The sequence below is a fragment of the Microthrixaceae bacterium genome, from assembly GCA_023957975.1.
In the GTDB taxonomy this organism is placed as follows: Bacteria; Actinomycetota; Acidimicrobiia; order Acidimicrobiales; family Microtrichaceae; genus JAMLGM01.
Map to the genome: position 1 here is coordinate 316,982 of JAMLGM010000004.1, position 15,788 is coordinate 332,769.

The following is a 15,788-nucleotide window of genomic DNA, read 5'->3' on the forward strand; positions in this document are numbered from 1 at the left end:
GATGACCGATCACGGATTCACCCTCGACCCGTTCCAGCTCGAGGCGATCGCTGCACTCGACGACGGACGGTCCGTACTCGTCGCCGCCCCCACCGGCTCGGGTAAGACGGTGGTTGCCGACGCCGCGGTCGACATGGCCATCCACTCGGGCGGAAAGGCCTTCTACACCACGCCGATCAAAGCGCTGTCGAATCAGAAGTACGCGGATCTTTGTGATCGACTCGGAGCCGGCAGGGTCGGGTTGTTGACCGGTGACACCTCGATCAACGGTGAGGCTGAGGTGGTGGTGATGACCACCGAGGTGTTGCGCAACATGATGTACGCCAACTCGAGCACCCTCGACGATCTCCACATCGTCGTGCTCGACGAGGTGCACTACCTCCAAGACCCCTATCGGGGCCCGGTGTGGGAGGAGATCATCATCGGCCTACCCCCACGGGTTCGCCTCGTGTGCCTGTCGGCGACCGTGTCGAACTCCGAGGAATTGGGGGATTGGATCGAGGCCGTTCGCGGGCCGACGGCAACCGTGATCGAACACAACCGTCCGGTCGAACTCGAGAACCTCTACATGGTGGCCGACAAGCGGGCACCGCACGCCCACCTGATTCCCGTCCTGGTCGACGATCGACCCAACCCGGCGGGTTACGACTTCGACTCCGCTGGGCCCGGCCGCGCGGCGCGACATCGCGGTGGCGGCGCCTACGGGGCGCGCGGAGGCCGTTACCTTCCACCCCAGAGACTCGAGGTGATCGAACGCCTCACGAGCGAAGACCTGCTTCCGGCGATCTACTTCATCTTCAGCCGCAACGCCTGCGACGATGCGCTCGCCCGGTGCCGCGACGCCGGCCTGCGCTTCACCGACGCGTCGGAGGCGGCTCGGATCCGCACCATCGTCGAGGCCGCCGTCGAGGGCCTCGGAGACCACGACCTCGAGGTCTTGGGTTACGACCTGTGGCTCCAGGCGCTGCAACAGGGCATCGCCAGCCATCACGCCGGCATGATCCCCGCCTTCAAGGAGGCCGTGGAGCGGTGCTTCATCGAGGGGCTCGTGAAGGTGGTGTTCGCCACCGAAACCCTGGCGCTCGGTGTGAACATGCCGGCGCGCACCGTCGTCATCGAAAAGCTGACCAAGTACAACGGCGAGAGCCACGATTTCCTGACCCCCGCGCAATTCACCCAGCTCACGGGCCGTGCCGGGCGCCGCGGGATCGACACCGAGGGGTATTCGGTGGTCTTGTGGTCGCCGTTCGTCGGCTTCGGCCAGGTCGCCGGCCTGGCGACGAGCCGCGAGTATCCGCTCACCAGCGCCTTCCGTGCCACGTACAACATGTCGGCGAACCTCGTGGCGCGTATGAGCCGACCCGAGGCGCTGTCGGTGCTCGGGCGCAGTTTCGCCCAGTTCCAATCCGACCGTGCGATCGTCGGATTCGAACGGCGACTGGCGCGTTCCAAGGAGGCACGGGCAGCTCTCGACGCTGCGCTGCGGTGCTCCTGTGGAGACATCGGCGAGTACGCCGACCTGGTGCAACGGGTGACCTCGCAACGCCGACACCGCCCCGACGGCAGCGCGGCGATCGCGCGATCCGCCGAACTCCTCCGGCCAGGAGACGTCATCGTTGCGAGTTTCGGCGACGAAGCGGCGCAGCGACTCGAATTGTCGCCCGGGGCCGGCCTTCGCCTCGCCGTGGTGTCGGTCGCCGCACGCGGAAAGGGCCGACTGCGGGTGCGCACCATCGACGAACAGGGCCGTCCGGTCACGCTGTCACCCGACGACCTCGCCGAGCCGGTCCGGGCCATCGACACGATCGAGTTCCCACAGCCCTACGCACCGCGCGATCCCGATTTCCTCGACGCGGTTGCGGCGGCACTCGTCGACGCGAGGTCGACCGCCACCACGACGGCCCCCGCCGGGCCCTCGCGGTGGCACCGGCTCAAGGCCCGCATGGAAACCCATCCGGTGCACCGGTGCCGTCGCCGAGACGAACACCTCGAAGCGTGGGGCGAGGCGGCGTCGCTCGACGCGACGATCGAACAGCTCTCGACTCAACTCGACCGGCGATCCAACACCGTCGCACGTCGTTTCGACGCCATCTGTGACCTTCTGGCAGGGCTCGATTGCCTCGACGGCTGGGCCCTGACCGAACGCGGCGAACGGCTGGCCCAGATCTACCACGAGTGCGATCTGCTGGTGACCCTCGCCCTCGACGACGGGGCATTTGACGGACTCACCGTGCCCGAGCTCACCGCCATAGTTTCGGCGATCGTGTATGAGGAACGCCGCCCGGAACGCCGTGGGGTCGCCGCCTTTCCGAACAACACGACCCGACGCCGGTTCAACCGCTTCGAGCGCTTGGCGAACGTCATCGAAAAAGCCGAACGCTCCCGTGGGCTACCGCTGTCTCGGCGACCCGACCCCGGGTTCATGATCAAGGCCCACGGTTGGGCCTCGGGCCGCGACCTCGGCACCCTGATCGACGACGACGACATGTCGGGCGGCGATTTCGTGCGCACCACCAAGATGCTGATCGACGTGATGGGCCAGCTCGCCGAGGTCGCACCCGATCTCGGGACGCGCCGCTGCGCCGGCGACGCGATTAAGGCCATCAAGCGGGGGGTTGTCGCCGATGCTGGTGCGGTGCCAACCGAAGCGACGTGATCAGCCCGGGGCAGCCGTGGGGCCGACACGTCGAACTGGACGGAGACGAACCGCGGGCCCACGACGACCGCGGGTTGGCCGAGCTCCTCGCCCGACACCCCGGCGCCCGCGTGCTGCTCGACGGCGGAGACCTGTTCACCTCCCTCGGCGGCCAGGCGCCCGCCGAGCCCTTCGAGATGCCGATCGACCTGTTGGAGGTGACCGCAGACGGGCGCCAACATCTCGCCGCCGCCCATGTCGTGGCCAGACGGCGAGGATGGCGCGGGCACTTCGTGGTCGCCATGAACGGCACCCACCTCGGCGGCTGGAACCTGGGTCCGAAGGCGCACCCCAATGACGGCATCGTCGATCTGACCAGCGGGTCACTCGGCCTCGGCGACCGCCTCAAAGCACGGCGCCGAGCGCCCGCCGGTGCACACCTGCCGCATCCCGACCTCACGACCAGTCGGCGCCGCAGCCTGGAGTTGCATCTTGCGACCGCAACCCCGCTGTTCATCGACGGCGTGAAGGTCGGCCGTGTGAGCCATCTCGTGATCGCGGTTCGCGGCGATGCCGGTCGGATCGTGTTGGCCCCGCCGGTGCGCGCCGGTTCCAGCGCGGGACCGGTACAGTCCACCTGATGAAGGCTTGGTTCTTATCGGAGTCGCCAGGGGAATACCGCTGGGGAGACGTGCCCACCCCACAACCCGGACCCGGAGAGATTCGTGTGCGGATCGTTGCGAGTGCGGTCAATCACATCGACCACTGGCAGACCCAGGGTCGGCCGAAGCCGAAGTCGTTTCCTCATGTCCCAGGTTCGGACGGCGCCGGCGTCGTGGATGCGGTGGGGGAGGGGGTCAGCCGGCTCGCCGTCGGCGACGAGGTGGCGATCAACGCCGCCATCACCAGCCGCGAGGCGGTTGAGACGCTCGGCATCGACAACGTGTTCGACCCGTCGTTGCAGCTTCTCGGAGAGCACCGGTGGGGCTGTCACGGCGAGTTCGTCGTGGTCCCCGATTTCGCTGCGGAGCGGCGCCCGAGCGCTCGTAGCTGGGCGGAGTGCGCCGCGTACCCGGTCGCGCTCACCTCGGCGTGGCGGATGCTGCGCCGAGGCCGTTTCGAACCCGGACAGACGGTGCTCGTCACCGGAATCGGCGGGGGAGTGGCCACCGCCGCGCAGATGCTGGTGCAACACCTCGGCGGGCGAGTCTTCACGACCTCGCGCGACGAATACAAGCGCCAGCGGTCGGTGGAACTCGGGGCCGAGGACAGCTTCGATTCGACCCAGCGGTACCCGCTCAAGGCCGACATCGTGGTCGATTCCATCGGTCCGGCGACGTGGGACAACTGTGTCGGTGCGCTGAAACCGGGGGGACGACTCGTCACCTGCGGCGGCACCACCGGACAGATCGTCGAGCTGAACCTGCCCCGGCTGTTCTTCAAGCACCACGAGATTCTGGGCTCCACCCTCGGTTCACCCGAGGAGTTCGCCTACGTCACCGGGTTGATGAACGACGGACTGGCGGTGGTCATCGACCACGAATATCCACTCGACCAATACCCGCAAGCGGTCGAGAGGATCCGTAGCGGAGAGCAGCTCGGCAAGCTGGTCATTCACCACTGAAACAGCGCTCAATCACCGCTGAAGCACCGCACAGAAGCGGTCAGCCGCGCTCACAGACCTAGGCTGGCGACATGGACCTCGCCACTGCCAAGGACCACATCCGCTCGACGGTCGACGCGAACCGTCATCGGCTCATCGAGGTGTCCCACGACCTGTGGGAGCACCCGGAGCTGTGTTTCGAGGAACATCGAGCGCACGACCTGCTGACCGCCGAACTCGAGGCGGCCGGGTTCGAGGTCGAACGCGGAGCCTTCGGGCTCGACACCGCCTTCCGGGCCCGCGTCGGATCGCCGTCAGCAACCGGGCCGAGCGTCGGGATCGTGTTGGAATATGACGCACTGCCCGTCGTCGGCCACGCGTGCGGGCACAACATCATCGCGGCCGCCGGCCTCGGCGCGGCCATCGCCGCAGCAGACGTCGTCGAACGCTTCGACGCCCGGCTCGTCGTCTACGGCACCCCGGCTGAAGAGGGCGGCGCCGGCAAGGTGCACATGATCGACCGGGGCGCGTTTCGCGACGTCGACGTCGCCATGATGGTGCACCCCGCGGACGTCGACCTCAACGCCTTCTGGGCGATCGCCATCCAGGAGCTCCACGTCGACTACCACGGCAGGGCCGCCCACGCCGCGGCCGCTCCGCACCTGGGCCTCAATGCCCTCGATGCCGCCGTGTTGGGATACATGAACGTCTCGGCACTGCGCCAGCACATCGCCGGCAACGAACGGGTGCACGGCATCTTCACCCACGGCGGCGACAAGCCGAACGTGGTGCCGCACCGTGCGTCGATGCAGTGGTACGTGCGCAGCGGGAACCTCGAGTCGTTGGAGGCGCTCAAGGTGCGCGTCCTTGCGGCGCTCGAGGCGGGAGCGGCGGCCACGGGCTGCACCATGACGGCGACCTGGCCGACGCCGGCCTATGAGGACCTCATCACCAACGGCCCACTCGACGCGCTCTACGCGGCCAATGCCGCCACGATCGGTCGGGTCGTGGAGGACCGCTCCGAACGCCCGCAGTTCATGGGGTCGACCGACATGGGCAACGTGTCGCACCTGGTACCGAGCCTTCACCCGATGATCGGCTCCGCCCCCGAAGGGGTCGCCATCCACACCGCCGAGTTCACCGAACACGCCGGGGGACCGCTCGGCGACGCCGCCGTCATCGACGGGGCCCTGCTGATGGCCCTGACCACGGTCGATCTGTGGGCCGACCCGAGCGTGATCGCGTCGGCCAACGACGTGTTGGCGCGCTGACGGGATCCGCGGCGCGGCCGACCCGGCCGCGTAGTCTTGACCACCGTGACCCCTTACGTCGCTGAAGAATTCACCCCGACCGAACGGGCCGTGCTCCGCCGGTATTTCACCAATCTCGACGGCCCGGTGTTCGCGCTTGTGAACCTCCCGGAGGTGGTCAAGGGCGCCTTGTTCGCCCGCTATTCGCGCTCGGCGAAGTCGCTGCGCCGACTGTTCCTCGACGAGTTCGTCAACGAACTCGACGTATCGGGTGACGCCAATGTCGATGCGACGGTGGGCCTGGAGCGCGCCGAAGCGCTGTACGACAAGGTGTTCTTCGAATACGGCGATGATTCGGTGGCCCAGCTCGGCGGCGTGCACCTCGCGTGTGAGCAGGCATCGAATCTGCTCACCAAGGCCCTCGAATGGGGTCGGCTCATGAGCTATCTCGAGCAGTCGACCCGCTACATCGCCTATGACGCCCGCCTCGGCGGCCGCTACCGATTTTTCCGCGACCCGCAGGTTCTGTCGTCGCCGCTCGGCGCGCGCTATGTCGGCGACATGGACCGGATGTTCGACACCTACGCCGAACTGGTGCCGGTCTTGACCGACCATTTCCGCGCCGCGTCGCCCAAGAACCCCAACGACAGCGATTTCGTCTACCGCCAGGCAATTCGCGCCAAAGCGTTCGATGCCCTGCGCGGACTCCTTCCGGCCGCCTCCCTTTCGAATGTCGGCATCTACGGCACCGGGCAGGCGTATGAGGCACTGCTCCTGAGGCTCAAGTCGCTTCCGCTTCCCGAGGCGAACGCATATGCCGACCTGATGCTCACCGAGCTGCGCAAGGTGATCCCGTCGTTTCTCAAGCGGGTCGACATCCCCGAACGGGGCGGGGCGTGGAGCGACTACCTGCGGACCAACGCCGATGCCATGTCCGAACTGGCCACGACGCTGTTCCCCAAAGTCGACGCCGCCGATCGCGACTCGTCGGTCACGTTGGTCGACTTCGACCCCGACGGCGAGATCAAAACCGTCGCCGCCATGCTCTATCCCTACCTCGACCGCCCGGAGGAGGAGATCGAGGATCGGGTTCGTGCGATGGGCGTGGAGGAACGAATTTCGGTCATGCGCGCCTACGTCGGCGACCGGACCAACCGTCGCCACAAGCCTGGCCGCGCACTCGAACGCACCTTCTATCGGTTCGACGTCCTCAGCGACTACGGGGCGTTCCGCGACCTGCAGCGGCACCGGATGATGACTATCGAATGGCAGCGGCTCACTCCCCATCACGGCTACATCCGTCCCGCAGCCGTCGACGAGGCCGGCGCGACCGAAGCCTTCGACGGCGTGATGGAACGGTCGGCTCGACTGTTCGAGGATCTCGAACCGTCCTTCGAGCATCAGGCCGGATATGCGGTGTCGCTCGCATATCGGGTTCGGTATTCGATGCAGTTCAACGCTCGCGAGGCGATGCATCTGCTCGAATTGCGTTCGGGCCCCCAGGGGCACCCCACCTATCGCACGGTCGCTCAGCAGATGCACGATCAGCTCTCGGAGGTGGCGGGGCACCGTGCGCTGGCGGCGATGATGACCTTCGTCGACCACAGTTCCGAGGCCGATCTGGAACGGCTCGAGGCCGAACGCCGCGCCGAGCAGCGCCGAACGTCACAGATGGCTTCGCGTTAAAACCCCTCGTTTCTGTTCATGACACCTGCGATGTGTGTCTAGTATCAGCGCCGCACGAGCGGCTCCACGGATGCAAAGGTGACGTTGTGGACGACGATGAGGTCTTTGAGGACGACGTAAACGAGGCGGACCCGGATGATGCCGAGGACCCCGACTTCGACGGTGATATCGACGACGACGGCGACGGCGACGGCGACGACATCGGCGTCGATGACGAGCTTGACGACGACGCCGGATCGGAAGACGGCGACGACGAGGACGAAGAAGACGACACCCCGGCAGCGTCGCGGGCGCGCAGGACTGCCGAAGACGACGATGACGATGACGACCTCGATCCCGACGATGTTGAGGCCGATCTCGACACCATATTGAAGGATCGCATCGCGTCGGGGGACGGCGACGATGAAGAGGACGAGGATGAGGCGCCGGTTTCCGACTCCGACCTCGCCGAGGGTGTCGTTCAGAAGCGGGAGGGCGAATTCACCTGCATGGGATGTTTCATGATCGTGCACCCACGGCAGTTCGGCCGCCGGTCGCGGCTCACCTGCCCCACCGGTGATGAGGATTGCCCGTCGATCGAAATCGTCGCGGCGCTGCTCGACGGGTAAACGGACAATCAATCGGCACCTCAGCTTGAACGGCATCGGGGACGCGACAACAATCGCTTCGTGACCTCCCACGATTCGTCCTCCCCGCTCGAAGCGCTGTTGCGCATTCCCGCCCTCCTGATCAACGAGCTCGGCAATTCAATTCCCAAACTCGCCGACCGGACCCGGGCCCAGGTGGCTTTTGCGGCAGCCATCGCCGACAAGCTGCGTTGTGGCTCGCCATCCACGGAGGACGCAACGGAACAGGACTCGGCACCGATCGCCGACGTCGTGCCCTTCGAAAGCCCCAAACGGGCACCGCTGGTCGCTCCCTATGAGTTCGACGACTCGTCCTCGGCAGAAGGGTCCGAGGTCGATGCCGACGGGGGCGAAGCGCCCGTGTTCGAGATCGATGTCGTGATGGTCAACGCCGACTCCGATGCCGCGGCGACCACCGCTCCCGTCCAGAAGGCCGCGGCCGCGAAGAAGGCGCCGGCGAAGAAGGCGCCGGCGAAGAAGGCCCCGGTCGCCAAGAAGGCTCCGGCGAAAAAGGCTCCCGCGGCCAAAGCTCCGGCGAAAAAGGCTCCCGCGGCCAAGGCGCCGGCCAAGAAGGCCCCAGCCGCCGAGGCCCCAGCAGCGAAGGCGCCGGCGAAGAAGGCACCAGCCGCGAAGGCCCCGGCCGCCAAGACCCCAGCAGCCAAGAAGGCTCCGGCCGCCAAGGCCCCAGCAGCCAAGAAGGCTCCAGCCGCGAAGGCTCCAGCCGCCAAGGCTCCGGCCGCGAAGGCGCCAGCCGCCAAGGCTCCGGCCAAGAAGGCGCCAGCCAAGAAGGCTCCAGCAGCCGCCACCAACGCCGAGCGCGAGGTCGAGCCGATCCCGACGCCGCCCGTCGAGGTGGTAACGGCACCAACGACCACTCCGAGCACTGCTACGGCGGCGCCCACCGTCGAACCCACCGCACCGGTCAATGAGACGGCAGCCGTCGCCGAAACGGTTCCTGCGTCTGCACCGCAGGAACCGGCACCGGCCGGCACCGAAACCGCTGCACCGGGATCGGCCTCGACCCTCGCAATCGCCAACTACGACGCCCTTGCCGCCTCCCAGGTCATCCCGCGGCTCGACGGCATGTCGTCGGCCGATCTCGACGCCGTGCGTGTCTACGAGCGGGCCAACCGTGGTCGGCGCACGATCCTGAGCCGGATTGCCCAGCTTCAGGACGGCTGAGTGATTTCCGCCCGGCTCGCATCGTCGAATGACGACCGCGCGCTCCTCGAGCTCCGGGCGCTCGCCCGCGAGCTCGTCGGCGCCCAGCGGGGCGGACCGGCGCTCCTCGACGACTTGGCCGCGGAGGAGCGAGATGCACCGACCACCGTCGATTTCGTCGGCGAACTCGACGGTGTCGTCGTCGGATATGCGACGACGGTCAACCTCGATCAGCGCACCCGGCTACGCGAGCTGTTCGTGCATCCGGAAGCGCGCGAGGTCGGCGTCGGACATCACCTCCTCGCGGCAGCGGTCGAGCATGCACGGGCCAGCGGCGCAGTTCGGCTCGACGCATCCGCATTGCCCGGCGACCGTTCGACCAAGAACTTCTTCGAAAGCCACGACATGAAGTCCCGGCTCCTCGTCGTGTCCAAGCAGCTATGAGCGCCGAGTCGTCGCGTCCCGAGGTCTGCGTGGGGGCCGTGGTGGTCAGCGACGACGCCTTGTTGATGATTCGGCGGGGTCACGGGCCGGCGGCTGGACGGTGGTCGATCCCGAGCGGGCGTGTTGAACACGGCGAGACCCTCGCCGAGGCGACCGTTCGCGAACTCGCCGAAGAAACGGGTCTCAACGGCGTGTGCTCGGAGTTGGTGGGCTGGGCGGAGTCGATCAGCGATCTGGCGCACTTCGTCGTATTCAACTTCGAGGTCATCCTGCTCGACGATACGGATCCCGTCGCCGGCTCAGATGCGGCTGAGGTGCAATGGGTGCCGCTGCATGCGGTGGATCAGTACCGACTCATTCCGGGGTTGGCCGAGTTCCTGCACGATCACGGGATCATCGAGATCATCACCTGAGGGGCCACGCGGCACCCTCGTGTCGGCTTCGCGTCTGGGCCGCCGGCTCGGACGCCGAACGCGAAGATGCCCGCCGACACAGCGGCGGGCATCTTCCTCGGCGGTTGCATGACGCGTCGCAACGTCATGTGGGGCTCGCTGTGAGGATCAGCGACCCTTCCACTGCGGAGCACGCTTTTCGGCGAACGCCGTGATGCCCTCGGTGAAGTCCTCGGTGGTGAACATCTTCATGATGCCGTCGCCGGAGCGCTTCCACCCGATCTCGTCGGGCTGATCGGTGCACTCGATAACGATGGAACGCGACTCGCGCACCGCCAGCGGCGCCGCCTCACAAATCTGCTCGGCCAGCGTGATCGCTCCCGCCAGCGCCTCGCCCTCCTCGGTCAGGTGGTTGACGAGCCCGAAGTGGTGAGCGCGCTCGGCAGGGAAATCGAGTCGACCGGTGAGGGCCAGCTCCATGGCGATGTTGCGCGGAATCTTGCGGGGAAGGCGGAACAGACCACCGGCGGCCGCGACCAGGTTGCGCTTGACCTCCGGGATACCGAACACCGCGGTCTTCGAGGCGACCACCAGATCGGCTGCGAGCACCAGTTCGGTGCCACCGGCGAGCGCCGGGCCGTCGACGGCGGCGATGACCGGCTTGGTGCGCTCGCGCTGGACGAAGCCGCCGAAACCGCCCTTGGCGGTGTTCATGCCGGCCGGGTCGACACCCATCTGCTTCAGGTCGGCGCCGGCGCAGAAGATGTAGCCCTTGTCGGTCTTTGCGCCGGTGAGGATGGCGACGAAGATCTCGTCGTCGGCCTCGACCTGGTCGATGGCGGCTTCGATGCCCTGCGCAACGTCGGAGTTCACCGCGTTGCGGGCGTCGGGACGATTGATGGTGATGATGCCGATGTGGCCACGCTTCTCGAAGTCGATCATGGCCAAACGATACTTCCGTCTTGACCGGTCGGTCTACTCATCGGAGGCCACCCGGCGATCGCCGACCGGGGCGGTGTATCGGCGGGGCGCACGAAACTGCCACACTCGTGCATGCGCCAATTCCAGATCGCCGTTTTCGACCTCGATGGAACCTTGATCGACTCCGATGAGGCGTTGGTCGAACCGTTTCTCCATCTGGGCCTCAGCCGCGAAGAGATCACCTTCGGCCATCCGATCGAGGAGTTCTGCCGTGACCGCGGCATCGACGTGACGGCGTACGTCGAGCACTACGACACCGAGCGTGTTCAGCCGTTTGCCGGGGCCACAGAGCTCGTCGAAGGCCTCGGCCGTTGGGCGATCTGTTCCAACAAGTTCAACGAGAGCGGGTACGCCGAACTCGACCGACTCGGGTGGAACCCCGAGGTGGCCCTGTTCAGCCGTGATTTCGGTGGAGCCGAAAAGCGGCTAGCGCCCGTGCTGGAGCGACTCGATGTCGAAGCGTCACAGGTCGTCTACGTCGGGGACAGCTCCACGGACCGTGCGGTCGCTGAGGAGGCGGGGTGTGCGTTCGTCTGGGCGGGATGGAACCCCCGCACCGCAGCGGCGAACCCCGATGGGACGGTGCTCAGCGATCCCCGACAGGTGCTCGACCTGCTGGAACACTGAGCACCGTGCGCCGCGTTCAGGAATCCTGTTCGGCGGAATCCTGATCGGCGGAAGTGACCTCAGGTGCCTCAGCCACCGGAGCCTCTGCCTCAAGTGCCTCAGCCACCGAAGCCTCAATCTCAGGAGCCTCTGCCACCGGCGCCTCAACCTCAGGAGCCTCGGCCTCCACCGGAGCCTCTGCCTCGGGTACCTCCTGCGTGGGGGCCTCGTCGACCGCGGCCTGCTCAGCAGCGGGCTTCGTCGCGGCTGGCTTGGGCGGCCGAGCCTTCGTCGGGCGCTTACGCTTCGTGGCGCTGGCCTCGATGCCGAGCAACGCCGCGATCTGCGGCACGCGGGTTGCGACCTTGGCCACGGCGGCCTTCAGCGCCTCGGTCGGCTCGGCAGGCGCCTCGGCCGGGGTGATCTGGCTGCGGATGGGGGAGAAGGCGAGTGCGTCGATCACCATCGCCCAGCGCTCCTGGCTGTTTTCGAGGGTGAGGTTCTCGGTGGTCTGGGTCGTCAACTGCTCGATGAGCTCCGCCGGGATCGGCGCGCCGGCCTTGGGAGGGCGCGAGCTCAGCCGCAGTGCACGCACGATACGTCCGTCGGCCAGCGTCGTGGCGAGCTCGGCCAGCCAGGTCGTGTGTTCCTCATCGACACGTCGGGTCAGACCCTCGCGCAACTGCGTGGCGATCTCGCGGCTTTCGTCGTCGCGCGCACCCTGATCGGCTGCGACGACCACCGAACGCAGGTCGCGCAGGTCGAGTTCCTCGAGCAACTTGACCGCAGAGTCGGCGCGGTCGCGCCATTCGGCGGAACGCAGCTTCGGCAACAGCCCCTCGGCCAAGGCGACCAGTTCGTCGCCGCCGATCTCGGGCAGGCCGGCGGCACGGTTCTTCTCGTTCTGCTGGTCGACCGCCTGGCGCACCGCTGGCACCCCGCCAAGCAGCACCTGCTCGGCGATCGGGCGCTGCTCCGGTGCCAGCGTTTCGAGCACCGCGTTTCGGTGGGTCCGGGCCGGCCGCAGCCGCTTCGGCTTCGGCCGCTGCTCGGGGGCCGGGCGACGCGGACGGCCCTCGCCGTCGCCTCGACGCCCGCGACCCTCGCCGTCGCCTCGACGCCCACGACCTTCACCCTCGCCTCGACGGCCGCGACCCTCGCCGCGATCATCACCGTCGCGACGTCGGCCGCGTCCACGTCCGTCGCCACGCCCTTTGGGGGCAAGGGTCTGGGTGACCAGTGGTTCGTCACGGCGGGTCCCCACGACCTCGAGGGTTTCGAACCGCTCGGCCCGCGCCGCCTTGGGCGCCTGCACGGACAAGATGATGACGCCGTCGGTGAGGATGTCGGCCTCGGCGCGCACGACGTCGCCGACGTTCACCCCGGCCGGGACGACGTCGCCCGGGAGTTCACCTTTGGGGAGCTTGGCTCCCGCCTTGCGCCAGGTCCACGTGCCATCCGGACGGGAGCTGGTCAGTTCGATTTCAAGCCTCGACGACATAGTGGCCCCAATCTATCGCCACCGCCCACCATCTCAGGACGACGAACGTCCCGACGTTGTCCTCACGGGCCATCCGACCGGCCGCAACCAGCACTCGCGGGCAGGGTCACCCGGGGTTCGTCTTCGATGTCCGGATGGCATCAGCGGTGATCCCGAGGTTGGAACGCTTCAGGAACCGCTGTTCGAAGAAGCGGAAACTCACCCAGGCGAGCGCCGCGCTCAACACGATCGAGTCGAACAGCGGCCGCCAGCTCGGGCCGGGAAAGGTGATCCAGACGTGTTTGGCGTCGATGACCATGTCCGGATGCAGCACGAACAACACGATCGGATGCCACAGGTATAGGCCATAGCTGACCAGGCCGTACCAGCGCAGCACCGGGTTCCGAAGTACGCGTAACACCACCGCGTCGGAGCGATAGACGAAGGTCGCCGCAACCGCTGCGGGAGCGGCCAGCCGGGAGAACCCAACCGACATCAGCGCCAAGCGTTCGGCGATCGCGGCGCCGTCGCCGCGTCCGGCGAACAACGAATCCATCCACTGCGCACTGTTGGGATGCCGCGCAATGACACCCACGACGATCGAGCCGACGAGCAAAACCAGCCCCGCGGAGGTCAACCAGACCCAGGCGCGTCCTGGGCGTTGGTCTCCGCCCGTGCGCTGGACCCAGCCGTACCGGGCGAACGCGATGACCGAACCGAAGAACATGATGTCGGGCCGCAGCACCCCCTCGACCGCGGGGCTGCCGGCGAGGGTCAGCGCCAGCCGGGACAGCGCTCCGAGCGCGGCGATGGCGCACGCGACCCGAAATGCGCGCCGCATACGGCCCTTGGCCAACATCGACCCCAGTGCCGGGACCCAGAAGATGTAGAACCACTCCTCTTGAAAGAGCGAGTGCAGGTGACTCAGGCGCAACTCGATGACCTCGGGCACGAGGACGAATGCGAGCGGATACAACAGCACCGCACCGAAGAACGCCTCGATGTACACCGTCGGGGTGGGGAGTCGACCTGCCGCGCCGAGCAACACCGACGCCAACAAGAACAACAGCAGCGCCGGGAAGATCCTGCGAACCCGTCGTTCGAAGAAGGCCTTCATGCGAATCGTCCCGGTCTGGGAGGACTCGGCGAGCGCCAGGCTGGTGATCAGGTACCCACTGAGCGCGAAGAAGAGGTCGAGGCCGACCGTGAGCACCGAATACCGCAACCCGAGCGCGTGATCGAGACACACCAACAGCACCGCGATCCCTCGAATACCGTCGAGGGCCGGGTCGCGGCGCGGCCGGTTGGGAGTTCGCGTCGCCGGCGCTTCGGCACTCGTCATGTCATCGTCTCCCGGAACGAACTCGTCGCGATCGTATGAACCGCGAGGGGCGATCGTAGGCGGCTCGGGCCGTCGAGGACACACATTGTTCGCGGATGCGGGTCAGCGTCGAGGCGTTCGGCGCTTCGCCCTCACCGACCCATCGCTGCGCAGAGATCAAGAAGCGCGTTCTCCACCACCTCGCTCAACGCAGGGTGTGGATACATCATGTTGCGCGCCACCTGTTCGACGGGGAGGTCGAACGACATCGCCATCACGAGGATCTGGATCATCACGGCGGCGTCGGGTCCGATGATGTGTGCACCCAGAATGCGTCCGGTTGCGGGATCCGCGAGAACCTTGACGCAGCTCTGTGTGTCTTGAATCGCCCACCCGTACGCCGTGTCTGCGTACTCCTTGAGCGCGGCGACATACGGGCGCCCGGCGTCGATGAGCTCATGTTCTTTCGCTCCGACCGAAGCGATCTGTGGGCTGGCGAAGATCCCGTACGGAACCACCGCCTCGGCGACGCGTTCCACCGCCTCGGGATGCAACAGATTGTGTTGAACCACTCGGGCCTCGTGGTTGGCGACGTGTTTGAGTTGCATCGGGTTGCAGACATCGCCCAGGGCCCAGATACCGTCCGCGTCGGTGGCCATCGTGGCATCGGTGATCACATATCCGGCGTCGTCGAGGCGCACGCCGGTGCGCTGCACCTCGAGTTGGTCGCCGTTTGGAATCCGCCCGACCGCGACGAGCAGCCGATCGGCTTCGATGACCTCGGTTCCCTCGTTGCCCTCGACCGTGACGCGATACCTGCCGACCGCACTCGAGGCATCACCGGCCTTCGCATCGGAGGCAGGGGAGGAGGGGTCGAACTCGACACGGTGGATGCGGGTGTTGAGCCGCAGATCCAGGCGTTCGGCGAAGTGGCGGGTGATCCGCTCGGAGATCTCGAGGTCCTCGGTTCGCGCCACCCGGTCGCCGCGGGCCAACACGGTCACCGTCGCTCCGTACGCCTCGAACACATGGGCCAGTTCGAGGGCGATGAACCCGCCGCCGATGACCACGAGGTGTTCGGGCACCTCATCGATGCGCATGATCATGTCGGAGGTATCGAACGGAACCTCGGCGAGGCCGGAAATCTCGGGCACGACGCTGCGGGCCCCGGCGGCGATCACGAAGCGGTCTGCGGTGATCTCCTCGGCGCCGACACGAAGACGCTTGTGGCCGACGAACGCCGCGTTCGCCTCGAACACCGTGACGTTCGGCAGGTCCTTGCGGTACTCGAGCCCCGAGGCGGAAATCGGGTCGATGCGGCCAAAGACCCGATCCCGGATGTCGCTCCAGCGGACGCCTCCGACATCCAGGTCGACGCCGAACCGAGCGGCGTCTCGGGCGTCCTCGACCAGGTCGGCGGGGTAGACCAGCATCTTGGTCGGGATACAGCCGACATTGAGACAGGTACCTCCGTACACACCCCGCTCGACGATCGCCACCTTCCAGCCGTCGAATCGGTCGTCGACGATGGTGTTACCCGACCCGGACCCGATGATGCAGAGATCGAAGTGGTTTGTCACCCAGGCAATGTTACGACCACCCC

At 67.0% G+C, this 15,788-nt stretch carries 14 protein-coding genes; 10 read left to right on the forward strand and 4 right to left on the reverse strand.

Annotated elements, in window-relative coordinates; genetic code table 11:
• Position 1: 1 nt before the first annotated feature.
• The 9 genes from M9952_08245 to M9952_08285 all read left to right on the forward strand — a co-directional run bounded on the left by M9952_08245 (position 2) and on the right by M9952_08285 (position 9,818).
• Positions 2-2,656, forward strand: coding sequence for a DEAD/DEAH box helicase (locus M9952_08245; GenBank protein MCO5312908.1), 2,655 nt, complete (start codon positions 2-4; stop codon positions 2,654-2,656).
• Complete coding sequence (locus tag M9952_08250; GenBank protein ID MCO5312909.1) at positions 2,653-3,276, forward strand: hypothetical protein; 624 nt, start codon at positions 2,653-2,655, stop codon at positions 3,274-3,276. The genes M9952_08245 and M9952_08250 overlap by 4 nt, the downstream gene beginning before the upstream one ends.
• Positions 3,276-4,259, forward strand: coding sequence for a zinc-binding dehydrogenase (locus M9952_08255; protein MCO5312910.1), 984 nt, complete (start codon positions 3,276-3,278; stop codon positions 4,257-4,259). The genes M9952_08250 and M9952_08255 overlap by 1 nt, the downstream gene beginning before the upstream one ends.
• Positions 4,260-4,330: 71 nt before the next feature.
• Positions 4,331-5,509 carry an amidohydrolase gene (locus tag M9952_08260; GenBank protein MCO5312911.1) on the forward strand — a complete coding sequence of 393 codons (1,179 nt, stop codon included), beginning with the start codon at positions 4,331-4,333 and terminating at the stop codon, positions 5,507-5,509.
• 45 nt (positions 5,510-5,554) lie between these two features.
• Positions 5,555-7,174 (forward strand): FAD-dependent thymidylate synthase, encoded by a 1,620-nt coding sequence (locus M9952_08265; protein MCO5312912.1) that lies wholly within the window; start codon positions 5,555-5,557, stop codon positions 7,172-7,174.
• A gap of 86 nt (positions 7,175-7,260) precedes the next feature.
• Positions 7,261-7,782 (forward strand): hypothetical protein, encoded by a 522-nt coding sequence (locus tag M9952_08270; protein ID MCO5312913.1) that lies wholly within the window; start codon positions 7,261-7,263, stop codon positions 7,780-7,782.
• 60 nt (positions 7,783-7,842) lie between these two features.
• Positions 7,843-8,982, forward strand: a complete 1,140-nt coding sequence (locus tag M9952_08275) for a hypothetical protein (GenBank protein MCO5312914.1) — start codon at positions 7,843-7,845, stop codon at positions 8,980-8,982.
• On the forward strand, positions 8,983-9,405 hold the full coding sequence (locus M9952_08280) for a GNAT family N-acetyltransferase (protein MCO5312915.1): 423 nt from the start codon (positions 8,983-8,985) through the stop codon (positions 9,403-9,405). It abuts the gene before it with no gap.
• The gene (locus tag M9952_08285) at positions 9,402-9,818 is read left to right on the forward strand and encodes an NUDIX domain-containing protein (GenBank protein MCO5312916.1); all 417 of its coding nucleotides are present in this window, start codon (positions 9,402-9,404) and stop codon (positions 9,816-9,818) included. Before M9952_08280 ends, M9952_08285 begins: the two co-directional genes overlap by 4 nt.
• A 147-nt stretch (positions 9,819-9,965) precedes the next feature.
• Here M9952_08285 and M9952_08290 read toward each other — a convergent pair whose 3' ends face one another.
• Positions 9,966-10,739 (reverse strand): crotonase/enoyl-CoA hydratase family protein, encoded by a 774-nt coding sequence (locus M9952_08290; GenBank protein ID MCO5312917.1) that lies wholly within the window; start codon positions 10,737-10,739, stop codon positions 9,966-9,968.
• Between the two features lie 111 nt (positions 10,740-10,850).
• On the opposite strand from M9952_08290, the gene M9952_08295 reads away from it, so the two are divergent.
• On the forward strand, positions 10,851-11,405 hold the full coding sequence (locus tag M9952_08295) for an HAD hydrolase-like protein (GenBank protein ID MCO5312918.1): 555 nt from the start codon (positions 10,851-10,853) through the stop codon (positions 11,403-11,405).
• Between the two features lie 16 nt (positions 11,406-11,421).
• Here M9952_08295 and M9952_08300 read toward each other — a convergent pair whose 3' ends face one another.
• The 3 genes from M9952_08300 to M9952_08310 form a co-directional block, all read right to left on the reverse strand.
• Entirely contained in the window at positions 11,422-12,885 is a 1,464-nt protein-coding gene (locus M9952_08300) for a hypothetical protein (protein MCO5312919.1), read from the reverse strand.
• Between the two features lie 106 nt (positions 12,886-12,991).
• Complete coding sequence (locus tag M9952_08305; protein ID MCO5312920.1) at positions 12,992-14,206, reverse strand: acyltransferase; 1,215 nt, start codon at positions 14,204-14,206, stop codon at positions 12,992-12,994.
• Positions 14,207-14,337: 131 nt separating this feature from the next.
• Positions 14,338-15,765: a mycothione reductase gene (locus M9952_08310; protein MCO5312921.1), complete on the reverse strand. Its 1,428-nt coding sequence runs from the start codon at positions 15,763-15,765 to the stop codon at positions 14,338-14,340.
• Positions 15,766-15,788: the final 23 nt, after the last annotated feature.